Consider the following 21,607-nt stretch of genomic DNA (forward strand, 5'->3'; position numbering starts at 1 on the left):
GGCCCGATCACGCGAATCACGGGCCCAATCACGCGGGTGACGGGCCCGATCACGCGAGTTACGGGCCGGGCGGGCGGCGTCAGTCTTGCTCGGCCTGCTCCGCCAGGCGCTTGATCGCCGACAACCGGGACGACCACCGGGCGGCCACCTCGTTCATCCAGTGCGCCGTGGCCGCCAGCCCGGCCGGCCGAACCTGGTAGCGGCGCTCGCGGCCGTCGCGGCGGCCCGTCACCAGGCCGGCCTGATCCAGCACCGCGAGGTGCTTGACCACGGCCTGCCGGGTGACGGGGAGGTCCGCCGCCAGCTCCGTCGCCGTCGCGTCGCCGCGCCCGGACAGCAGCTCCAGCAGGCGGCGCCGGGTCGGGTCGGCCAGGGCCGCGAAGACCTCTTCGGCCGCGATGGGCTCCGTCGTCATACCGCCAGTTTCTCGGACAGCTCCCCGAGCTTGGCGATCACCGCCGTCCAGCCCTGCTCGTGGCTCTCGCGGGTGTCGTCCGGCGACGGCGATGGCGACGGCGCGCGGGTGGTGAAGCCGCTTTCGACCACCTTCAGCCGCGTACCGCCGCCCTCCGCCGACAGCGTGAACTCGACCAGCGTCGAGTTGTCCTCGTCGGCGACCACGCCCGGGAACCCGCTGGCCCAGCGGTACGACAGCGCACGCGGCGGGTCCACGGCGACGATCTTGGTCGGGAAGGTGCCGTGGTCGCCGTGGTCGAGGCGGATGATCCCGCCCGGCCGCAGGTCCACCGGCGCCGGCGTGCCGTCGCCGAACCACCGGCCGACGTGCTCCGGCTCGGTGAGCACCGCCCACACCCGCTCGACCGGCGCGTCGATCACGATCTCCTGCTCGACCTGGTCCTGGTTCATCTTCATCCCCTTGAGTCGGTTTCCCGTGCAACCACAGAGTTGCACGAGACGTCGCCAGACGCAACCCACGAGTTGCGTCTCGACCGGAAATTCGCGCGCGGACGCCGGCCTCGGCCCCCTACGCTCGTGATCATGCGCGACCTGGCCGCCCTGCCGAAGGCCCACCTGCACGTCCACCTGGAGAGCACGATCCGGCCGGGCACGCTCCGCGAGCTCGGCGCGGCCAACGGCGTCGACGTCCCGGCCGAGCAGCCGGTCTTCGACGGCTTCCGCGCCTTCGCCGACTACAACACGCTCATCCGGTCGTGCCTGCGACGGCCCGAGGACTTCGAACGGATCGCCCGCGAGTATTGCGCGGACGAAGCCGCGCAGGGCACGCGCTACGCCGAGATCACGTTCACCGCGGCCGCCCACGGGGAACGCCTGGGCGACCCGGAAATGCCGCTCGCGTCCGTCCTCAAAGGACTCAAGGACAGCGGTGCCATCGAGTGGCGGCTGCTGCTGGACCACTCCCGCCGCCGGTCGGTCGACCGCGCCGAGCGCACCCTCGCCCTCGCCCTGAAGTACGACGACGTGTTCGCGATCGGCATGGCCGGCGAGGAGAACCACTCGCTCCGGCCGTTCGCGACGCTCTTCGAGAAGGCCCGCGCGGCCGGGATCCACCTGCTGCACCACACCGGCGAGGACGCCGGGCCGGACAGCATCCGTGAAGCCCTCGAAATCGGCCGGACCGAACGCCTCGGCCACGGCATCCGCGTCCTCGACGACGCCGAGCTGACCGCGGAGGTCCGCGACCGCGGGCTCGCCCTCGAGGTCTGCCCGTCGTCGAACGTCACGCTCGGCCTGGTGCCGTCGCTGCCCGGGCACCCGCTCCCCCGGCTGCTCGACGCCGGCCTGCGGGTCACGCTGAACACCGACGTCCCGTCGGTCACCGGCGCGCAGCTGGCCGGCGAATACGCCCGCGTCCAACGGGCTTTCGGCTACGACGACGCCGTGATGGCGGACTTCGCCCGGGCGAGCGTGCACGCGTCGTTCGCGCCCGAGACGACGAAAGCCGGGATGCTGCGCGGCATCGACGCGTGGCTCACACCGGCAGCAGGCGGGTGACCAGCGTCGAGAGCTGGTGCACCGTGCGGCATTCGTGCATCTCGACGACGTCGGCGTACTCCAGCGCCGCCGAGTCGCCCGTCGACCACAGCGATCGCCGCTCGGGATTCAGCCAGTAGACGTGGCGGGCGCGCGACTTGATCGCGCGGACGGCGTCGAGGTTCGGGTCGCCGCCGTTGGTGCGGGCGTCGCCGAGGATGAGCACCGACGTCCGCGGGCCGACCGCGTCGAGCCAGTTCGCCGTGAACTGCGCGAGCGAGCCGCCGTAGTCGCTGTGGCCGTCCCAGCGCACCAGCGCGGCTTCGGCGAGCATGCGCGCGCCGAGCTTCTCCGGGTCGGCGACGCCGGTGGTGACCAGGTGCGTGACCTCGTCCGCGCTGTCGACGAACGCGAACACGCGGATCTTGCTGAACTGGTCGCGCAGCGCTTGCACGAGCAGCATGGTGAAGTTCGCGAACCCCGCCACCGAACCGGAAAGGTCGCACAGCAGCACGATTTCCGGCCGGCCGGGCCGGCGGTGCCGGTACGCCGGGCGCAGCGGCACGCCGCCGGTCGAGAGCGACCGGCGCAGCGTGCGGCGCAGGTCGATCTGCCCGCGCGTGGTGCGCTTGCGGCGGGCCGCGAGCCGGGTCGCCAGCTTGCGGGACAACGGCTGGATCGTGCGCCGCAGCTCGGCGAGCTGGCTGCGGCTGGCGATGAGGAAGTCGACGCGGTCCGCCGCGGGCGCGATGGCGTGCTTGGCGACGCGCTCGCGGCCGCGGACCTCGGCCGCGCGGCGGCGGGCCTCGGTGCGGACCTGGCCGCGAAAGCCCTCGACGCGACGGCGGATCTCGTCGCGGTCGAGCCGGTCGGTGAACTCGCCGCGCGCCCCGCCGCCGCGCATCGCCGCGAGCACGCGCGCGATGAGCGTCTGCGGCTGCAGCCGGTCGAGGGTCTGGTGGGCCGAGAAGCCGCCACCGGGTCCGGACGACGAGCCGTACTGGCCCAGCATGTCGACGGCGAGCCCGGCCAGCTGCGCCAGGGCCTGCTCGTCGCCGGCGGTCAACGCCGCCGCGAGCTGCTCCCGCAGCTCTTCGACGGTCGTGTCCGACCGGGCCCGTTCGGGCGTACCGATCCCGGCGGGAAAGTACAGGTCGAACGCGGCGTCGAACACCGCGCGCTGCCCGCCACGGCGGACCAGGGCCGCGGCCAGGCCCTCGCGGACCAGCTCGCGGTCGTCGAACCCGAGGACCTCCAGCGCCGCGGCGGCGTCGACCGTCTCGGCCGGACCCGCCGGGATGCCCTGCACCCGCAGCGCCTTGACGAACGACGCGAGCCGCTCCGGCACGCCGCCGGTCACGACGCGTCCAGGACCTGTTCGAGCTGCAGCCCGGCGCCGGCCTTGGTGATGTCGTCCTGGTGCTTGAGCACGACGCCGAGGCTCTCCCGCACCACCTGCTCGCTCAGCGTCGTCGCGCCCAGCGCGAGCAGCGTGCGCGCCCAGTCGATGGTCTCGGCGACCGACGGCAGTTTCCGCAGGTCCATCGCGCGCAGCGCGGCGATCACCCGGACGACGGAATCCGCCAGCGCGTCGTCGATGCCGGGCACCTTGAGCCGGACGATCTCGCGCTCCAGGTCCTCGTCCGGGAAGTCGATGTGCAGGAACAGGCAACGGCGGCGCAGCGCCTCGGACAGCTCGCGCGTCGCGTTGGACGTCAGCACGGCGAACGGCGCGCGCGTGGCGGTGATCGTACCCAGCTCCGGCACGGTCACCTGGAAGTCGCCGAGCACCTCCAGCAGCAGGCCCTCGACCTCCATGTCGGCCTTGTCGGTCTCGTCGATGAGCAGGACGGTCGGCTCGTCCGACGAGATCGCCGTGAGCAGCGGGCGGCGCAGCAGGAACTCCTCGCCGAAGATGTCGGTGCGGGCGTCCTCCCACGTCTCGTCGCGGCCGGCGGTGATCCGCAGCAGCTGCTTCGCGTGGTTCCACTCGTACAGCGCGCGAGCCTCGTCAATGCCCTCGTAGCACTGCAGGCGCACCAGCCGCGAGCCGCTGACCTGGGCGACGGCCTTGGCCAGCTCGGTCTTGCCGACGCCGGCGGGGCCTTCGACCAGCAACGGCTTGCCGAGCCGGTCGGCGAGGAACACCGTGGTCGCCACCGCTTTCGACGCCAGGTAGCCGGCCTCGGCCAGTTTCGCCGACACGTCGTCGACGGAGGTGAAGAATCCGGTGCCCACCGATGGCCTCCTAAGCGCTCGCTCACCCCGGACTCTACCGGACTGGCGAGCGCGTCCCGGACGGTTAGCATCGGCCGCGTGACCTATGTTGCGGCTTCCGGCCGATACGACTCGATCCCCTACCGGCGCTGCGGGCGGTCCGGGCTGAAGCTGCCCGCGATCTCGCTCGGGCTGTGGCACAACTTCGGCCACGACAAGCCCCTGCAGACCCAGCGCGACATCACCCGCCGCGCCTTCGACCTCGGCATCACGCACTTCGACCTGGCCAACAACTACGGCCCGCCGTTCGGCTCGGCCGAGGAGAACTTCGGGCGGCTGCTGGCCACCGACTTCAAGCCCTACCGCGACGAGCTGGTGATCTCCACCAAGGCCGGCTACGACATGTGGCCCGGGCCGTACGGCGAGTGGGGCTCCCGCAAGTACCTGCTGTCCTCCTTGGACCAGTCGCTGGGCCGCATGGGCCTGGACTACGTCGACATCTTCTACTCGCACCGGTTCGACCCCGAGACGCCGCTGGAGGAGACGGTCGGCGCGCTCGACAGCGCCGTCCGCGCCGGGAAAGCGCTTTACGTCGGGATCTCGTCGTACAGCTCGGAGCGGACGGCCGAAGCGGCGCGGCTGCTGCGGGAGCTCGGCACGCCGCTGCTGATCCACCAGCCGTCGTACTCGATGCTGAACCGCTGGATCGAGGAGGACCACCTGCTCGACACGCTGGCGGACGCGGGCGCGGGCTGCATCGCGTTCTCCCCGCTGGCGCAGGGTCTGCTGACGGACAAGTACCTGACCGGCGTCCCGGCGGACTCCCGGGCGGCGCAGGGCAAGTCGCTCGACCCGGACACCCTCGACGACGACCGGCTGGGCCGCGTCCGCGCGCTCAACGGGATCGCCGGGCGCCGCGGGCAGTCGCTGGCCCAGCTCGCGCTGGCCTGGGCGCTGCGCGACGCCCGCGTGACGTCGGTGCTGATCGGCGCGAGCAGCGTCAAGCAGCTGGAGGACAACGTCGGCGCGCTCGGCAACCTCGACTTCAGCTCCGAGGAGCTGACCGAGATCGACGGCCACGCGACCGACGCGGACATCAACCTCTGGAAGCGGTCGTCGGACGGCTGACGACCACCGACCGGGACGGCGGGGTGCTGCGCGCCTCGCCGTTTTCCCGGCCTGACGTTTGACCAGATTTCGTATTCAGTCATATGATGGCCGCATGCCTCCTTCCGAAGACCGCGCCGAACGGGCCGAGCGGATCCTCGACGCCGCCGCCGAGCTGCTGCTGCGCGCCGGCTACCGGCGCACCACGATCGAGGACGTCGCCGAACGCGCCGGCGTCGGCAAGGGGACCGTCTACCTGCACTGGAAGAACCGCGAGGAGCTGTTCCTCGCCGTCCTGCTGCGGGAGTCCGTCCGCAGCATCGAAGACCTGGTGCGGGCGCTCGAAGCCGACCCGCTCGCCGCGCGGCTCGCCACGCTGACCGAGGTCCAGTACACGAACGTGCTGGCCCGCCCGCTGCTGCGCGCCGGCTACGCCGACGACACCGAAACCCTCGGCAAGCTCCTGCCGAAGCTGCACGACAAGCTCGACCCGCGCCACGACGAGGCGTTCGTCGAGTACCTCGAGCTGCTGGCGGACAACGACCTGCTCCGCACCGACCGGCCGGCCCGCGAGCTCGCCGTCGCCTACCGCGCGGTACTGCACGGCTTCCTCGTCGGCGTTCCCCCGGCGGAGCCCGCGCTGATCGCCGACACCGTCGCCCACGCCTTCGAACCCGTGGCCGTCTCGACGACGCAGCTGCGGGCGGTCGCGCCGCGGGCCATCGCGCTCTTCACCGAATCCGTCGCGCTCGACCGGAAACGGCTCGAACGCGCGTACTGAACACACTGGGAGAACACATGCGCACCGGAATCCTGATCGACGAACTCGGCGTCGGCTTCGACGCCATGACCACGCAAGCACGCGAAGCCGCGAAGCTCGGCTACCAGACCCTGTGGCTGGCGCAACGCGGCGGCTGGGACGCCCTCACCGCGCTGCCCGCGCTCGGCGCCGCCGCGCCCGGGATCGAGCTGGGCACCTGCGTCGTGCCGACCTACCCGCGGCACCCGATCACCATGGCCGCGCAGGCGCTGACCGTGCAGGCCGCCACCGGCGTGCCGGTCCACCTCGGGGTCGGGCTGAGCCACCGGTACATCGTCGAGCACGAGTTCGGCTACTCCTACGACCGCCCGATCCGGCACCTGCGTGAGTACCTCCAGGCGCTGAACCCGGTGCTGCGCGGGGAAAAGGCGGATGTCCACGGCGAGACGCTCACCGCGGCGGGCGGCGTTAACGCCCCCGGCGCCGGGCGGCCCGCGGTGCTGGTGGGCTCGGTGAGCCCGAAGTCGACGCGGCTGGCCGGCGAACTGGCCGACGGCGTGATCACGACCTGGGCCGGCCCGCGGGCCATCGGCGAGTTCGTGGTGCCGGCACTGGGGACCGCGTCGCGGATCGTCTCCGGGCAGCTGATCTGCGTCACGTCCGAAGTGGACGAACGCCGGGCCTGGGTCGAAGAGACCTACGGCGCCGCCGCGAGCGTCCCAGCGTACCGCGCGGTCCTGGACCGCGACGGCTACGCGAAGGCGTCGGACAGCGCGATCATCGGCGACGAGGAAACCGTGCGGCGCCAGGTGAAATCCCTCGAAGACGCGGGCGCGACGGAGCTGCTGGTGATGCCCTTCGGCTCGGCGGCGGACCAGGCCCGCACCCGCGAACTGCTGGCGTCGTGAGCCTTCCGGGCAACACGGCGATGTAAAGCCCACGTGAGGTGTCGCATCTTTCCTAGGGAAAGTGGCGCTCGCGTCAAAGCGTCTAGTGGGCGCCGACGTTCGCCACGGAGCGACCTGAAAGCCGTGACGACCGGCTAGCGCGGTGCGGGGAGGTGGGTCGCTTCCGGGAAGAGGTTCAGCGCCCGCAGTGCCGCGCCCAGCTCGGCGATGTCCGCCGGGTCGGTCAGGGAGCGGCCCAGCTCGTCGGTGACGCGGCGCAAGCGGTGGCGGATCGTGTTGGGGTGGCAGAACATCCGCTCCGACGTCAGCTTCGTCGAGCCCTGGCAGTCGAACCAGGCGCGCAGCGTCAGCAGCAGCACGTTCCGGTCGTCGCCCGGCAGGTCGAGGATCGGCTGCAGCACGTGGTGGGCCAGCTGCACCGACGCCTCCGGCGAGCTGGCCACCAGCCCGGCCAGCGGCGACTCGGTGAACTGCACCAGCGACGGCGTGCCCGGCGCCAGGCTCGACAGCGCCACCCGCGCGAGGTGCAGCGCGCGGGCGGTGTGGGCGAGGCCGGTGAACACCGGGCTCATCCCGACGCGGCCCACCGGGTGCTCGCGGACCAGCTCCACGATCGCCTTCGACGCGCTCGGGTCGCGCAGGGACACGACGCCGACCTGCAGGTCCGGGCTGAGACGCCAGACCGACGCGTGGTGCCGTTCGCGCAGCCGCTGCTCGATCTGCGGCAGCGGTTCGTGGCCCAGCCGCGGGGTCTCCGCGGCGACCACCACGAACCTGCCGTCGAGCGAAAGGTCGAGCACGCGGGCGATGTCCCACAGCGTGCCCTCGGTCGCGGAGCCGCCGGCGAACAGCGCCTCGACCAGCGCCGAGCGCCGGTTCTGGTGCGCCACCAGCACTTCCGCCGTCGTGTCCCGATAGGACGTCGTGAGCGCTTCGGCGAGGTCGTCGATGAGGGCCCAGATCGCCGTCGTCGCGGCGACGAGCCCGGCCAGGTCCTGCGACGAGCCGCGCGCGGTAAGCTCGACGAACCGGTGCCAGACCTCGGTGGGTGTCAACGCGGCGTAGTCGTGTCAGGCCATCTCTGTGACGAGATGACAGCGGAAGCCGCCGAATGTGTGCGCCGCCACAGTGCCGGACGGCGCAAGCGAGTGCGCCGGCCGGTCCAGCCGACGTCGGAGCCGACCCGGCCAAGCAGTGCCGTGCAGGGCGTTATACGCGAGTCACTCGATCTGCTTGACGGCCCATTCGGACCACTCGCGGCTCATCGCCGAGAAGCGCTTGCCCCACTCCAGGACCAGGCGGCCGTACTGGGCCTCGTTGTCGTCGCCCCAGTCGATCGACGCTTCCAGCTCCGTGAGGCGTTCTTCGCGCTGGCGGCTGTTCTCGCCCATGTACTCGATGAACTCCTTCGCCTTCTCCGGCGACACCGAGCCCAGGAAGTAGACGCGCAGCAGGACCTCGTTGCGCGGGGACCGGTTGGGCTTCACCTCGACCAGCCAGTGCCGCAGCTCGACGCGGCCGTCCTCGGTGATCTCGTACTCCTTGCGCCCGCGCGGGCCCTCGGCGAGGACCCGGATGAGGCCGGCCTTTTCGAGCTTGCCGAGTTCGCCGTACAGCTGGCTCTGCGTCGCCGCCCACACGTTGGACATCGCCTGCTCGAAGCGTTTCAGCAGGTCGTAACCACTGGCCGGCGCCTCGTCCAGCATGCCGAGAACCGCGTGTCGAAGGCTCATGTCCTCATCTTACCTTCCACTCTTGACATGTCCAATGATGACCCTCTAGCTTCGACATGTCATAGTTGGAACGTCATGGGGAGACCGGCCGTGAACTACCTCAAGAGCTTCATCCCGTGGATCGCCTTCGCGGTCGTCGCGACCCAGTTCGACTGGCGCTGGTCGGCCCTCACCGGGCTCGTGCTGGCCGCCGTCCTGCTCGCCGTGGCCCGCCGCGAAGGCCGCAAGGCGGCCACGCTGATCATCGAGCTGAGCGCGCTCGCCTTCTTCGCGCTGCTCACCGTCGTCGCGTTCAGCTTCCCGGCGTCGCCGCTGAAGACCTACACCGGCGCGCTCACCGACGCCTGGCTGGCGCTCACCGCGTGGGGTTCGATCCTCCTGCGCCGCCCGTTCACCCTCGGCATCGCCAAGACGATGACGCCGCCGGAGCTGTGGGACAACCCGGGCTTCAAACGCGTCAACCTGATCATCACGCTCGTGTGGGCCGTGAGCTTCACCGTCACCGGCCTCGCCGGGATCGCGCTGCTGCACTACGCCCCGCACGCGACGGCGGCGCTGATCGTGCTCAAGGTCCTCGGCTTCGCCGTCCCCGTCGCCTTCACCGTCCGCTACCCGCGCATCGTCCGCGCCCGCGCGCAGAAAGCCGCGTGACCCGATGACCACGACCGACTTCCACCTCACCGGGGCGTACACGCCCGTCCACGACGAGCTGACCGCGTTCGACCTGCCGGTGACCGGCGCGCTGCCGCCCGAGCTGACCGGCTGGTACCTGCGCAACGGCCCCAACCCGCGCACCGGCAGCAAGCACTGGTTCACCGGCGACGGCATGCTCCACGGCGTCCGCCTCGAGCACGGCCGCGCCGCCTGGTACCGCAACCGCTGGGTGCGCACCGAGAGCTTCGGCGACGACGACGCCGTGCTCTACAACGCCGACGGCTCCCGGAACCTGCGCACCAGCACGGCCAACACGCACGTCGTCAACCACGCCGGCCGGACGCTCGCGCTCGTCGAGTCGTCGCTGCCGTACGAGATCACGACCGAGCTGGACACCGTGGGCGCGTACGACTTCGGCGGCGAGCTGGCCGACTCGATGACCGCGCACCCGAAGATCTGCCCTGCCACCGGGGAACTGCACTTCTTCGGCTACGGCAGCATCACCGCGCCGCACGTGAGCTACTACCGGGCCGACGCGAGCGGGAAGCTCGTGGTCAAGCAGCCGATCGACGTGCCAGGCCTGACGATGATGCACGACTTCGCGCTCACGGCGTCGCACGCCGTGTTCTACGACCTGCCGGTGGTGTTCGACCCGGCGTCGGTCGGCCAGGGCATGCCCTACCGCTGGGACGCCGGCTACGGCGCGCGCCTCGGCGTGCTGCGCCGCGACGACCCGGCCGGCGGTGTCCGCTGGTTCGACGTCGAGCCGTGCTACGTCTTCCACACGCTCAACGCGCACGACACCGCCGACGGCCGGATCGTGGTGCACGTCGTCCGCTACGACCACCTGTGGTGGGCGGGGCACGACCCGGCGCGCGGCGTGCTGTGGCGCTGGACGCTCGACCCGGCGACCGGCCACGTCACCGAGGAACGGCTCGACGAGCGGCCCGCCGAGTTCCCCCGCATCGACGACCGCTTCGCCGGCTCCGACGTCCGGTTCGGGCACGTCACGCAGGGCGGGCGCGACGGCGAGCAGAGCTTCCTGCGCCGCCACGACCTGCACACCGGCGGCGTCGAGCAGCACGTCTTCGCGCCCGGGCGCACCCCCGGCGAGGCCGTGTTCGTCCCGGCCGCGGGCGGCGACGGCTGGCTGCTCACCTACGTCTACGACGCCGCCGAAGACCGCAGTGACCTCGTGGTCTTCGACGCCGGGGACGTCGCCGCCGCGCCGGTCGCCGCCGTCCACCTGCCGCAGCGGGTGCCCGCGGGGTTCCACGGGCACTGGCTGCCGGACGCGTGAGCGGTCAGGCGAACTTGGTCTTGGGCCGCTCCTGCCGGACGTCGTCGACGTAGACGTCGACCTTCTCGTCGAGGAACGCGACCAGCCCGGCGACGCGGGTGCTCTCCGGCAGCGGCGTCGGGTAGCTCCAGGCGAGGTCCTCGTGCCCGGTCACCGAGAAGTACTCCGTCGCCCCCTTGTACGGGCAGTGCGTCACGGTCTGGGTCCTCTCGAGCAGGTCCATCCGGACGTCCACGCGCGGCAGGTAGTAGCGGGTGGGCAGGTTGGTCTCGAACAGCAGGTGCGCGCGGACGGTGTCCGCCACGGTCACGCCGTCGACCTCGATCCGGACGTGCCGGGAGCTGGGCAGGATGTCGACGCGCACCCCGGGATCGCGGGGGTGGGTGAAGATCTGCTCGTCCTCCTCGAACCAGTCGAACGCGGCGAAGTCGAACCGCACGTGGCCGCGCAGCTCCTCGATGGGCGAATCCGGGTACTCCAGCGCGCCGTCCACCGCCTCGGACCCGGCAACCTTTATCGTCGACAGAACACCTTCTCCCCGGCTGGGCGAGTGCGACGTCCGCCCGGAGGGGGTGAGGAGGCCGCTCTCCACGTCCGCGCGTGGGAAGTAGTACGTGGGGTAGTACGGAACTTCCCACACCAGGAGGGGGTGCACCGTGTCCGCGACGTTCTGCCCGCCGAGGAACACCCGTACCCGCTTCGCGCCTTGTGCCACGCGGACCCGCCCGCGTACCGGAGTGCTCATGGTCGGCTCAACGGACGGCCTTCCGGCGGAATTCCCGTCCCCGGCGGCGGCGCGGCGGATAGGTTGGCAGTGAGCACGAGGACAACAGGAGGCGGGCACCGGTGGCCGGCGTAGAAATCCCCACGGTCGGCACCCCCGCCGGGATGCGGAAGATCAACCAGCGCGCGGTGCTGGACCTGCTGCGGCGCAGCGGCCCGGCGACGCGGCCGCAGGTCGCGAAGGACACCGGGCTCTCGAAGCCGACGGTCAGCCAGGCGCTGCTCGCGCTCGAGGCGGCCGGGCTGGCGCGCCCGACCGGGCACACCTCCACCGGTACCGGACGGTCCGCCGTGCTGTACGAAGCCGACCCGACCGCGGGGTACGTGCTGGGCGTCGACATCGGCCGCGAGCACATCCGCGTCGCCGTCTCGGACCTCGGCCGGACGCTCGTGGCGCGCCGCGACGAACGCAACTCCGCCCGCTCCGGCGCGACGCTGGTCGCCACGGTCGGCCGGATCGCGGCCGACGCCGTCGCCGAGGCGGGCCTGACGGCGGCCGACATCGTTGTCCGCGTCGTCGGCTCCCCCGGCGTCGCCGACCCGGACAAGCGCTGCTTCCGGCACGCGCCGAACCTGCCGGGCTGGGGCCGGGCCGGGCTGATCGACGACCTCGAGGCCGCGCTGGGCCCGGGCCTGGTGGTGGAGAACGACGCGAACCTCACCGCCGTCGGCGAAGGCGAAAGCGGCGCCGCGCGGGGTGTGGCGGTGTTCGGCTGCATCACGATCGGCACCGGCGTCGGCATGGGCATCATGGTCGACGGCCGGGTGTTCCGCGGCGCCACCGGCGCGGCGGGCGAGATCGGCTACCTCCCGTACGGCCGCACCCGCGCGGCCGACTCCCCGGGCCTGCCGCCCACCCGCGGCCACCTCGAAGAGGCGACGGCGGCCCAGTCGGTCGTGCGCGGCGCGCGCGAACTCGGCCTGGGCACCGCGAAATCGGCCCGCGAGGTGTTCCGCCTGGCCCGCGAAGGCGACGAGCTCGCCCGCCGCGCGGTGGAGACGGAAGCGGATCGCCTGGCGTACACGGTGGCCTCGGTGGCGGCGGTGATCGACCCGGAACTGATCGTCTTGGGCGGCGGCATGGGCACGGCGGCCGACCTCCTGCTGGAGCCGATCGACCGCGCCCTGCGCGCGTTCACGCCGCTGGTGCCGAAGGTGGTCCAGGGCGAGCTGGGCGAAGACGCGGTCCTGACGGGCGCCATCAGCGTGGGCCTGCGGGCGGCCGAAGGCCTGGTCTTCGACCGCCGCGTGGGCGCGGCCTGACTATCGAGCCGTGAGGGGCACCTGGGCAGTCGACGCGAAGTCCGCGCGGCAGAGCGGCCGGCCCCCGAGGTGATTACCTCCGGCGTAATCGACGGCCGCCCGCGGAAAGCCGACCATGAACGCCATGAGCGAAACCCGCGAAATCGTCGTCGAATGCCTCGAGAACCTGTTCGTGCACAAGGACATCGACGCCGCGAAAGCCGTGCTGCACCCCGATTTCGTCACCCACAGCCCCGGCCTCCCCTCCGGCCGTGACGCGTTCGCCGAAGCCGTGGCGAACTCGCCGCTGATGGGCGGGACCACGACGATCGAGCACGTCGTCGCCGAGGACGACCTCGTCGCGGTGCACCTGCGCGTCCAGTTGCCGGGGAGCAGCTACGCCGTCGTCGACATCCTGCGTGTCGAAAACGGCCTGCTCGTGGAGCACTGGGACGTCAAGGAAGCTCGCTAGCGCGTGATGACGCAGGTCCCCGACGCCGTGGCGAGCAGCTTGCCCTCGGCGTCGCGGATCTCGCCCTCGGCGAAGGCGATCCGCGAGCCCTCCTTCACGACGCGGCCGGTCGCGCGGATCTCGCCGCGGCCCGCGTGGATCGCGCGCAGGTAGCTGACCTTGAGCTCCACCGACGAGTAGCCGACGCCCGCCGGCAGCGTCGAGTGCACGGCGCAGCCGACCACCGAGTCCAGCATCGTGGCCGCGACGCCGCCGTGGACCATGCCGATCGGGTTGTACATCGACTCGTCCGGCTCCAGGACCGCGACGACCTCGCCGTGGCCGATGCTTTCCCAGCGCAGCCCGAAGTGCGCGGCGATCGGCGGGCCGGGGATGCGGCCCTCGGCGATGGCCGTCAGGTACTCGAAGCCGGTCATCGTGCGGCCGAGCCGGGCGGTCGGCAGCGGGTCCTGCCAGGTGATGGTCTTCGAGCTGGTCCCGGCCTCGGCGGCGACATCGGTCATCTGGACTCCTCGGGCGAGCGGACTATGACAAGCGTCTTAATCCGACAGCGTCGTCCGAACCCCCGGCAGCGTCAAGCGGCGCGTGACCCAGGCCACCGGTGGTCCGCCCGGACCCCAGGTGGAATCATCCGGGGGTGAGCACCGACCCCGGCCGCAAGCTGATCGACCCGGAGCGGGTGGCCGCGGCGGCCGACGGGCTCGGCGACCGCGCCGTCATCGCCGAGTGGGCCCAGCGCTTCTCCGTCGTCGCCGACCCCTCGCGGCTCGCGCTGCTCGTCTCGATCCACTACGCGCGGGAGATCAGCGTCACCGACCTGGCCGCGGTCACGGGCATGACGGACACGGCGGTTTCGCAGGCCCTGCGGCTGCTGCGGGCGCACGGGCTGGTCACCACGCAGCGCACCGGCCGGGTGGTGCGCTACCGGCTCGCCGACGCCACCGTGCACGAACTCATCCATCGGGTGCGACCGCACCCCGAAGAGCCCGCGAACCCCGGCGATGACCGGTAGCGTGCGGGCATGACGGGATTGCCGGAAACCATCACCGCGTGCCTTTTCGACCTCGACGGGGTGCTGACCGGAACTGCGGTTCTCCACCGTGAGGCCTGGAAACGGACATTCGACGAATATCTGCGCGCCCGCGACGGCGCCGGGTTCCAGGAGTTCACGGACAAGGACTACGCGACCTATGTGGACGGCCGCCCCCGCGCCGACGGGGTGCGGGAATTCCTGAAGTCGCGCGGGATCGAGCTGCCGGAAGGCGATCCGGACGACGCGGTCGACGCCCCGACCGTCAACGGCGTGGGCAACCGCAAGAACGAGCTGGTGCTGAAGATCATCGACGAACGCGGCGTGAGCCCCTACCCCGGCTCGATCCGCTACCTCGAAGCGGTCAAGGCCGCCGGGCTCCGGATCGCCGTCGTGACGTCGTCGGCGAACGGCGCCAAGGTGCTCGACGCGGGTGACCTGAGCAAGTACATCGAAGCCCGCGTCGACGGCCTCACCATCCGGGAGCAGCACCTCAAGGGCAAGCCCGCGCCGGACTCGTTCCTGGCCGGCGCCGAAGCCCTCGGGGTCGAGCCCGGACACGCCGCCGTGTTCGAGGACGCCCAGTCCGGCGTCCAGGCCGGCAAGGCGGGCGGGTTCGGGTACGTCGTCGGCGTCAACCGGGCCGACCAGGCCGAAGAACTGCGCGCGCACGGCGCCGACGTCGTCGTCGACGACCTCGCCGAACTGCTGGAGGACTGAATGAGCGACGAACCACGCGGGTACGAGTGCTCGCCGTGGGAACTGCGGTGGCGCGGCATGGACGTCGACGCCCTGCAGCGCACCGAATCGGCCTTCGCGGTGTCGAACGGCCACATCGGGCTGCGCGGCACGCTCGAGGAAGCCGAGCCGCGCGGTCTGCCCGGCACCTACCTCAACGGCTTCTACGAGGAGCACGGGCTCCCGTACGCCGAGGCGGGTTACGGCTACCCCGAAGAGGGCCAGACCGTCGTCAACGTGACCGACGGCAAGATCATCCGGCTGCTGGTCGAGGACGAGCCGCTCGACATGCGCTACGGCGCGGCGACCGCGCACGACCGGGTGCTCGACTTCCGCCGCGGCACGCTGACCCGGACGACCGAGTGGTCCTCGCCCACCGGGCGCCGGGTCCGCGTGCGCACCGAGCGGATGGTGTCGTTCACCCAGCGCGCGATCGCCGCGATCCGCTACGAGGTCGAGCCGCTCGACGAGGACCTGCAGCTGGTCGTGCAGTCCGACCTGCTGGCCAACGAGCCGATCGAGTCCGACACCCGGGACCCGCGGGTGGCCGCGGCGCTGGAGTCGCCGCTGGTGGGCGAGTTCCACCGCGCCACCGACTACAACGCCGTGCTGGTGCACCAGACCCGCCGCTCTGGGCTGCGGATGGCCGCGGCGATGGACCACAAGATCGAGGTGGACGACGGGATCCGCGCCCGGATCCACTCCGAAGAGGACCTCGCGCGGCTCACCGTCGCGGTCGACGTCCCCAAGGGCGGCCGGCTGCGGATCACGAAGTTCCTCGCCTACGGCTGGTCGGCGCAGCGCTCGGTGCCGGCGTTGCGCTCGCAGGTCGAGGCCGCGCTGGCCGGGGCCCGGCAGACCACCTGGAAGGGCCTGCTCACCGAGCAGCGCGAGTTCCTCGACGAGTTCTGGGCCACCTCGGACATCGAGATCGACGGCGATCCCGAGCTGCAGCAGGCCGTCCGGTTCGCGCTGTTCCACCTGTTGCAGGCCGGTGCCCGCGGGGAAAGCCGCGCGGTCGCGGGCAAGGGCCTCACCGGCCCGGGTTACGACGGCCACGCGTTCTGGGACACCGAGTCGTTCGTGCTGCCGGTGCTCACCTACACGATGCCGGACGCGGCCCGCGACGCGCTGCGCTGGCGGCACTCCACAATGGACAAAGCCAGGGAACGCGCGCACCAGCTGGGCCTGCGCGGCGCGGCGTTCCCGTGGCGCTCGATCAACGGCGCCGAGTGCTCGGCCTACTGGCCGGCCGGCACGGCGGCGTTCCACGTCAGCGCGGACATCGCCGACGCCGTGCTGCGCTACCTCAACGCGACCGGCGACGAGGAGTTCGAGCGCGACTACGGCGTCGAGCTGCTGCTGGAAACCGCGCGGCTGTGGGCGTCGCTCGGCCACCACGACCGGCACGGCGCGTTCCGCATCGACGGCGTCACCGGGCCGGACGAGTACTCGGCGGTGGCGGACAACAACGTCTACACGAACCTGATGGCGCGCCGGAACCTGCTGGCGGCCGCGGCGTCGTGCGAGCGGCACCCCGACATCGCGGCGCACTTCGAGGTCGACACCGTCGAGCTCGACACGTGGCGCGCCGCCGCCGCGGCGATGTACCTGCCCTACGACCAGGAGCTCGGCGTGCACCCGCAGTCGGAGGGGTTCCTCGACCACGACGAGTGGGACTACGAGGGCACCGACATGGCGCACTACCCGCTGCTGCTGCACTTCCCGTACTTCGACCTCTACCGCAAGCAGGTCGTGAAGCAGGCGGACCTCGTGCTGGCGCTGCACATGTGCGGGGACTCGTTCAGCATGGAGGAGAAGGCGCGCAACTTCGCCTACTACGAGGCCCGCACGGTGCGGGACTCCTCGCTGTCGGCGGGCACGCAGGCCGTGGTGGCGGCCGAGGTGGGCCACCTGGAGCTGGCCTACGACTACCTCGCCGAGGCCGCGCTGACCGATCTGCACGACGTGCACAACAACGTCCGCAACGGCCTGCACATGGCGTCGCTGGCCGGGGCGTGGCAGGGCGCGGTGGCCGGGTTCGGCGGGCTGCGCGACCACGGCGGCGTGCTGGCGTTCGCGCCGCGGCTGCCGCCGCAGCTGGACCGGATCACCTTCCGGCTGATGTTCCGCGGCACGCGGTTCCAGGTCGAGATCGATCCCGACCAGGCCACCTACCACGTGCTGGCCGGTGAGCCGCTGCAGGTGCTGCACCACGGCGAGCGCGTCACGGTCACCGTCGAGCCCCAGCGGCTCGCGATCCCGAAGATCGACGCGGGCGACCCGCCGCACCAGCCACCGGGCCGCGCCCCGATGCGGCGCGACACGTCGAAGCTGCGTCAGTTCGAGGAGCCGTCCAACCCGATCACCGCCGAAGGCCGCTGACCTCGAAAGTCCGTGAATGCCACATCGAGGGACCACTCGTCCCTGGATGTGGCATTCACGGACTCCGGCGACCGGTCACTGCGGGAGGTCACTCACCGCGTCCCGGCCGGGTGGGTCGGGGATCTCCTCGGTGCCGGCCGGCTTGACGTCCGGGTCCGGCGTGGTGGGCACGTCGTGCGTCAGCTGCCCGGCGGTGGGCAGCTTGAGGAGCTCGTCGTCTTCGTCGTCCTTGCCGTGGGACCGCTGCGTTTGGCTCATACCTTCCGGGATACCCGGTTTTCCCGGCCACGACCAGGGGACGGCGGGATTCAGGCGACCTGCACCCGGCCGCGGCGGCCACCGCGGCGGTGGCCCTTGGCGGCGTCGTCGCGCAGGGACAGCAGCAGGCCGTCACGCGTGGACCAGGGGCAGATCGTCACCTGGCCACCGGCGACGCTCAGCAGGGCCTCGGCCACGATCGCGCCCGCCAGGGCCTGGTGGGCGCGGTTGCGGGAGATGCCCGGCAGCTCGGCCCGCTTCGACGTCGGCATCGCGGCCAGCCGGGGGATCCAGGCGCGCAGGTCGTCGAGCCGCAGGTCGCGGGACTTGCCCGGCCGGGCGCCCGCGAGCCGCCCGAGCTGCTGCAGGACCTTCGAACAGCCGACCGTGCGGTGGCCCGCGATGTCCGCGGCCCCCAGCACGGCGGTGGCCTGGTCCAGCGCGTACGCGCGCAACGCCTTCACCTGCTTGCCCGAGACGCGCTCGGTCGGCAGCCAGTCGCGGGTCAGGGAACGCGCGCCCATCGGCAGCGACTTCGCGAACGTGGCCTGCTCGCCGCAGCCCGCCGCGAGCTCCACCGTGCCGCCGCCGATGTCGAGGATCAGCAGCGGCCCGGCCTTCGGGCCGTACCAGCGGCGCGCGGCCAGGTAGGCCAGCTCGGCCTCGCGGCGGCCGGACAGGAACTGCAGCTCGACGCCGGTCTCGCCGGCGACGTGCCGGACGACGTCGGCCGAGTTGACCGCGTCGCGAATGGACGACGTCGCCAGTGGGTACACACTGCTGACACCGTGGCGGTAGGCGGTGGTCATGCCGGCCGCGACGGCGGCGGTCACCGAGGCGATGCCGCGGGCGGTCAGCCGGCCGCGGGCGTCGAGCTCGCGGTCCAGGCGCAGGCGCGTCTGGTGGTTGAGCACCGGCGCGAGGGACGCGCCGGCGACCGGCACCACCACCAGCCGGGCGCTGAACGATCCGACGTCCAGCACGCCCACTGTGCCCGCTTCCGGCTCTTCGATTTTCCGCACAGCTCGGCGCACCTCACTTCCGCCTGGTGAATATCCCCAGTCCGACCGGTCGAAACCAGTTATTTTGGCGGATCTCCCCTCACGGTGCCGGACATTGACGCATTTTGCCGCTCTCAACGGGCCTTTCTGACGCGCAGATCACAGGCAGATAACCCAATCGAGTGAACCTCGACACCACTGGACACGATTCGGTAACGCCACTCAGCGGATTGCGACTGTTGAGACATCGAACAGGTGTGGAGCAGGCGAACGTGAGCGAACGGCCCGAGCGGCGATCCGAGCTCGTGCGGCCCGTCGGCGTGGTGCTCGCCGTGGTGGCCGGGCTCGTCGGCGTCCTCGTCGGCGTGACCTTCGTGCTCACCCCGGACACCTCGCTGCCCGCCGGCGCCCCGGACCCGGGCCGCCCCGCCTCGGTGCCGTCCGGCGCCCCGCCGGCCGGGCTGCGGATCCCCGACCTCCACCAGACGCTCGACCACATCGTCGACCTCGGCCGGGCCGCCGGCGGCCGCCGCGAGCAGCCCGGCACGGCGTACGGCGTCGGCTGGTTCGCCGACGGCCCGGCGCCGGGCAGCCCGGGCGTCGCGGTGCTGTCCGGGCACTCCGGCTTCGGCTACGCGAACGGCGCGTTCGCCGGCCTCGGCACCCTGATGCCCGGCGCGGAGATCGTGGTGCGCGACGAAACCGGCCACGACACCAGCTTCGCCGTCCGCCACACGGAGGTCTTCCCGCCCGACGAGCCGGACAGCACGCTCATCGCCCCGGAGGGCACCGGGGCCGAATTGCGGCTGATCACCAGCGACGGGACGTTCGACAGCGCCGGCGTCACCAGCCAGCGCGTCGCCGTCTACGCCGTGCCCAGCTGAGCGCGCGGGGTCAGCCGATCAGCTCGCGCAGCTGCGACACCGCCGCCACCCGGCCCTCGCGGCCCGGCTGCAGCGGGTTGACGATCACCGTCGTCGCGCCCGCCTCGGCGAACGCGGCCAGCCGCTCCTTCACGTAGCCCGCCGGGCCGACCAGGGAGATCGCGCGCAGCAGCTCCAGCGGGACCGCGGCCGCGGCCTCCGCCTTCTTGCCGTCGAGGTAGAGGTCCTGGATCAGCTTCGCCTCGGCCTCGTAGCCGTAGCGGCAGGCGAGGTCGTTGTAGAAGTTCTTGCCCCGGGCACCCATCCCGCCGACGTAGAGGGCCACCACCGGGCGCACGTGGTCCAGCAGCGCCTCGACGTCGTCGCCGATCGCCAGCGCGACCGTGACGTAGGTGTCCAGCTCGCCCAGCGCCGGGTCGCGCTTCGCCTGGCCCTCGGCCAGGGACGCGCCCCAGACGTCGGCGGCCTTCTCCGGGTGGAAGAAGATCGGCTGCCAGCCCTCGGCGATCTCGGCCGTGAGCGCGACGTTCTTCGGCCCGATCGAGGCCAGCAGCACCGGGATCCGCTCGCGCACCGGGTGGTTGATCAGCTTGAGCGGCTTGCCGAGGCCGGAACCCTGCTCGGGCGGCAACGGGATCGTGTAGTGCTTGCCCTCGTGCACGACGCGCTCGCGGCGCCACACCTGGCGGCAGACCTCGACGATCTCGCGGGTGCGGCCCAGCGGCGCGTCGTACTTCACGCCGTGGAAGCCCTCGATGACCTGCGGGCCGGACGCGCCGAGGCCGAGGATGAAGCGGCCGTCGGAGACGAAGTCGAGCCCGGCGGCGGTCATCGCGGTCAGGGTCGGCGTGCGCGTGTAGATCTGGAAGATCCCGGACGCGAGCTGCACGCGCTCGGTCTTCGCGGCGAGGTAGCCGAGCTGGCTGACGGCGTCGAAGGAGTACGCCTCCGGCACGAAGACGATGTCGAGGCCGGCCTTCTCCAGTTCGACGACGTCGGCGACGCTGTCGGCGAAGCCTCCGGAGTAGCTGACCGCGGTCCCGATCTTCATGGACGTCCTCCTGTGGTGAGCAAGCGCTTAGTGCGGATGTTACCGGCCGGTCAGCGTGCGGACCACCAGCTCCGCCGACGCGCCGGCCCCGAGCGTCGTGCCGGCGTACCGGACGTCGGCGCCGAGCGTGCCGGCCGGCGGGTCGTCCCGGACGGTGATCCACACCGTGACCATCAGCAGCCAGCGCACGATCAGGTAACCGAACAGCAGGACGCCGACCAGCGTGCCGAACGTCGCGACGGCCGGTGAGCGCCCGAGCAGGTGCAGGTAGAGGCCGCCGGCCTGCTGGATCGCGCCGAGCCCGACGGCGGCGGCCCCGGCCGGGCGCAGCGTCGAGCGCAGCGGCAGCGCCCGGCGCGGCAGCCGGGCCAGGCACCAGGCGATGACCAGCCAGTTCGCCGCCAGCCCGAGCAGGAGCGAGCCCGCGACGAGCACGACGTGCGCGAAACCGCCGGTCAGGCCGATCAGGTCGAGCAGCCACGCGCCGGCCGCGCCGGTGAGCGACGCGAGCCCGAAGGAGACGGCCATCGCGATCCCGACGCCGGCGAGCGCCACGACGTCGGCGGCGATGCCGCGCAGCAGCGGTCGCGGGGTGCGTTCCTGGCCGAGCATCGCGGTGACGGCGTCGCGGACGTTGCTGATCCAGCTCCAGCCCGAGTAGACCGCGACGGCCAGCGCGAGGATCCCGATCCGCCCGCGTTCGCCGACGACGGTGTGCACGACGTTCGTGACCTGCCCGCCGAGCTCGGGCGGCAGCGAGGCGGCGATGACCCGGTCCAGCTCGGCGGCCAGCAGCCGGTCGCCGGCCAGCACGAACCCGGCCACCGAGACGGCCACCATGATCAGCGGCACCAGGGCCAGCAGGCTGAAGAAGGTCATCGCGGCGGCGTAGTGGTCACCGTCGCGTTCCCGGTACCGCGCCAGGGTCGCCCCGGCCCGCCGGAACGGCCTGCTCACGACGGCCTTCACCGCTCCACGTTGCACGCGCCGACCCTCTCATCCGCAGGTGTCCCCCGCAGTCCGGACACCACTGCGGGTGAATCCTCACGGCCCAGGCCTCACGTGCCGCAAACCGAAACTCGCTTCACCCGGCCCGGAACCCGCGTGATCCAGCCCGGATCTCTTGTGATC

23 protein-coding genes and 1 pseudogene are annotated in these 21,607 nt (G+C 72.0%); 12 read left to right on the forward strand and 12 right to left on the reverse strand.

Features of this window, described 5'->3' with window-relative positions:
• Positions 1-79: 79 nt before the first annotated feature.
• Together OG439_RS23010 and OG439_RS23015 are read right to left on the reverse strand one after the other, a co-directional pair.
• A complete protein-coding gene (locus tag OG439_RS23010) occupies positions 80-415 on the reverse strand; it encodes an ArsR/SmtB family transcription factor (RefSeq protein WP_326951399.1) in 336 nt (111 codons plus the stop codon).
• Positions 412-867, reverse strand: a complete 456-nt coding sequence (locus tag OG439_RS23015; RefSeq protein ID WP_326951400.1) for an SRPBCC family protein — start codon at positions 865-867, stop codon at positions 412-414. Before OG439_RS23015 ends, OG439_RS23010 begins: the two co-directional genes overlap by 4 nt.
• Before the next feature lie 132 nt (positions 868-999).
• Here OG439_RS23015 and add point away from each other — a divergent pair, with 132 nt between their 5' ends.
• Positions 1,000-1,974 (forward strand): adenosine deaminase, encoded by a 975-nt coding sequence (gene add / locus OG439_RS23020; protein ID WP_326951401.1) that lies wholly within the window; start codon positions 1,000-1,002, stop codon positions 1,972-1,974.
• Here add and OG439_RS23025 read toward each other — a convergent pair.
• Positions 1,952-3,313, reverse strand: a complete 1,362-nt coding sequence (locus OG439_RS23025) for a vWA domain-containing protein (RefSeq protein WP_326951402.1) — start codon at positions 3,311-3,313, stop codon at positions 1,952-1,954. The genes add and OG439_RS23025 overlap by 23 nt on opposite strands.
• Positions 3,310-4,191, reverse strand: a complete 882-nt coding sequence (locus tag OG439_RS23030) for an AAA family ATPase (RefSeq protein WP_326951403.1) — start codon at positions 4,189-4,191, stop codon at positions 3,310-3,312. Before OG439_RS23030 ends, OG439_RS23025 begins: the two co-directional genes overlap by 4 nt.
• A gap of 78 nt (positions 4,192-4,269) precedes the next feature.
• Between OG439_RS23030 and mgrA the strand changes: the two genes are divergently transcribed.
• From mgrA to OG439_RS23045, 3 genes are all read left to right on the forward strand, one after another.
• Positions 4,270-5,298, forward strand: coding sequence for an L-glyceraldehyde 3-phosphate reductase (mgrA, locus tag OG439_RS23035; protein WP_247054469.1), 1,029 nt, complete (start codon positions 4,270-4,272; stop codon positions 5,296-5,298).
• Positions 5,299-5,392: 94 nt separating this feature from the next.
• Complete coding sequence (locus OG439_RS23040) at positions 5,393-6,058, forward strand: TetR/AcrR family transcriptional regulator (protein WP_326951404.1); 666 nt, start codon at positions 5,393-5,395, stop codon at positions 6,056-6,058.
• Between the two features lie 17 nt (positions 6,059-6,075).
• Positions 6,076-6,945 carry a TIGR03564 family F420-dependent LLM class oxidoreductase gene (locus OG439_RS23045; protein WP_326951405.1) on the forward strand — a complete coding sequence of 290 codons (870 nt, stop codon included), beginning with the start codon at positions 6,076-6,078 and terminating at the stop codon, positions 6,943-6,945.
• Between the two features lie 134 nt (positions 6,946-7,079).
• On the opposite strand, the pseudogene OG439_RS23050 reads toward OG439_RS23045, so the two are convergent.
• Together OG439_RS23050 and OG439_RS23055 are read right to left on the reverse strand one after the other, a co-directional pair.
• Positions 7,080-7,991: pseudogene (locus OG439_RS23050) on the reverse strand (PucR family transcriptional regulator); the annotation flags it as partial.
• A 174-nt stretch (positions 7,992-8,165) separates the two neighbouring features.
• The gene (locus OG439_RS23055; protein ID WP_326951406.1) at positions 8,166-8,678 is read right to left on the reverse strand and encodes a PadR family transcriptional regulator; all 513 of its coding nucleotides are present in this window, start codon (positions 8,676-8,678) and stop codon (positions 8,166-8,168) included.
• A gap of 75 nt (positions 8,679-8,753) precedes the next feature.
• Between OG439_RS23055 and OG439_RS23060 the strand changes: the two genes are divergently transcribed.
• Both OG439_RS23060 and OG439_RS23065 read left to right on the forward strand, forming a co-directional pair.
• Positions 8,754-9,329 carry a hypothetical protein gene (locus OG439_RS23060; protein WP_326951407.1) on the forward strand — a complete coding sequence of 192 codons (576 nt, stop codon included), beginning with the start codon at positions 8,754-8,756 and terminating at the stop codon, positions 9,327-9,329.
• Positions 9,330-9,333: 4 nt separating this feature from the next.
• Positions 9,334-10,632 carry a carotenoid oxygenase family protein gene (locus OG439_RS23065; protein WP_326951408.1) on the forward strand — a complete coding sequence of 433 codons (1,299 nt, stop codon included), beginning with the start codon at positions 9,334-9,336 and terminating at the stop codon, positions 10,630-10,632.
• A gap of 4 nt (positions 10,633-10,636) precedes the next feature.
• Here the strand turns inward: OG439_RS23065 and OG439_RS23070 are convergent, their stop codons facing one another.
• Positions 10,637-11,377, reverse strand: a complete 741-nt coding sequence (locus OG439_RS23070; protein ID WP_326951409.1) for a DUF427 domain-containing protein — start codon at positions 11,375-11,377, stop codon at positions 10,637-10,639.
• Between the two features lie 101 nt (positions 11,378-11,478).
• On the opposite strand from OG439_RS23070, the gene OG439_RS23075 reads away from it, so the two are divergent.
• Positions 11,479-12,678: an ROK family protein gene (locus tag OG439_RS23075; RefSeq protein ID WP_247054490.1), complete on the forward strand. Its 1,200-nt coding sequence runs from the start codon at positions 11,479-11,481 to the stop codon at positions 12,676-12,678.
• 124 nt (positions 12,679-12,802) lie between these two features.
• Positions 12,803-13,129 (forward strand): nuclear transport factor 2 family protein, encoded by a 327-nt coding sequence (locus OG439_RS23080; RefSeq protein ID WP_326951410.1) that lies wholly within the window; start codon positions 12,803-12,805, stop codon positions 13,127-13,129.
• Here OG439_RS23080 and OG439_RS23085 read toward each other — a convergent pair.
• Positions 13,126-13,632, reverse strand: coding sequence for a PaaI family thioesterase (locus OG439_RS23085; RefSeq protein WP_326951411.1), 507 nt, complete (start codon positions 13,630-13,632; stop codon positions 13,126-13,128). The two genes, OG439_RS23080 and OG439_RS23085, sit on opposite strands and share 4 nt — an antisense overlap.
• 134 nt (positions 13,633-13,766) lie before the next feature.
• Here OG439_RS23085 and OG439_RS23090 point away from each other — a divergent pair, with 134 nt between their 5' ends.
• The 3 genes from OG439_RS23090 to OG439_RS23100 are packed head-to-tail and all read left to right on the forward strand — an operon-like array spanning position 13,767 to position 17,282.
• Positions 13,767-14,141 carry an ArsR/SmtB family transcription factor gene (locus OG439_RS23090; RefSeq protein WP_247054496.1) on the forward strand — a complete coding sequence of 125 codons (375 nt, stop codon included), beginning with the start codon at positions 13,767-13,769 and terminating at the stop codon, positions 14,139-14,141.
• A gap of 9 nt (positions 14,142-14,150) precedes the next feature.
• The gene (locus OG439_RS23095) at positions 14,151-14,879 is read left to right on the forward strand and encodes an HAD family hydrolase (RefSeq protein WP_326951412.1); all 729 of its coding nucleotides are present in this window, start codon (positions 14,151-14,153) and stop codon (positions 14,877-14,879) included.
• Complete coding sequence (locus tag OG439_RS23100; RefSeq protein WP_326951413.1) at positions 14,880-17,282, forward strand: glycoside hydrolase family 65 protein; 2,403 nt, start codon at positions 14,880-14,882, stop codon at positions 17,280-17,282.
• A gap of 75 nt (positions 17,283-17,357) precedes the next feature.
• On the opposite strand, the gene OG439_RS23105 is transcribed toward OG439_RS23100, so the two are convergent.
• Complete coding sequence (locus OG439_RS23105; protein ID WP_247054502.1) at positions 17,358-17,540, reverse strand: hypothetical protein; 183 nt, start codon at positions 17,538-17,540, stop codon at positions 17,358-17,360.
• Between the two features lie 50 nt (positions 17,541-17,590).
• Positions 17,591-18,562, reverse strand: coding sequence for a Ppx/GppA phosphatase family protein (locus OG439_RS23110; RefSeq protein WP_326951414.1), 972 nt, complete (start codon positions 18,560-18,562; stop codon positions 17,591-17,593).
• A 251-nt stretch (positions 18,563-18,813) separates the two neighbouring features.
• On the opposite strand from OG439_RS23110, the gene OG439_RS23115 reads away from it, so the two are divergent.
• Positions 18,814-19,425, forward strand: coding sequence for a class F sortase (locus OG439_RS23115; RefSeq protein ID WP_326951415.1), 612 nt, complete (start codon positions 18,814-18,816; stop codon positions 19,423-19,425).
• Between the two features lie 10 nt (positions 19,426-19,435).
• Here OG439_RS23115 and OG439_RS23120 read toward each other — a convergent pair whose 3' ends face one another.
• Positions 19,436-20,476 carry an LLM class F420-dependent oxidoreductase gene (locus OG439_RS23120; RefSeq protein WP_326951416.1) on the reverse strand — a complete coding sequence of 347 codons (1,041 nt, stop codon included), beginning with the start codon at positions 20,474-20,476 and terminating at the stop codon, positions 19,436-19,438.
• Positions 20,477-20,515: 39 nt separating this feature from the next.
• A complete protein-coding gene (locus OG439_RS23125; RefSeq protein ID WP_326951417.1) occupies positions 20,516-21,445 on the reverse strand; it encodes a YihY/virulence factor BrkB family protein in 930 nt (309 codons plus the stop codon).
• Between the last annotated feature and the right edge of the window lie 162 nt (positions 21,446-21,607).

It is taken from the genome of Amycolatopsis sp. NBC_01307, from assembly GCF_035975215.1.
Classification (GTDB): Bacteria; Actinomycetota; Actinomycetes; order Mycobacteriales; family Pseudonocardiaceae; genus Amycolatopsis.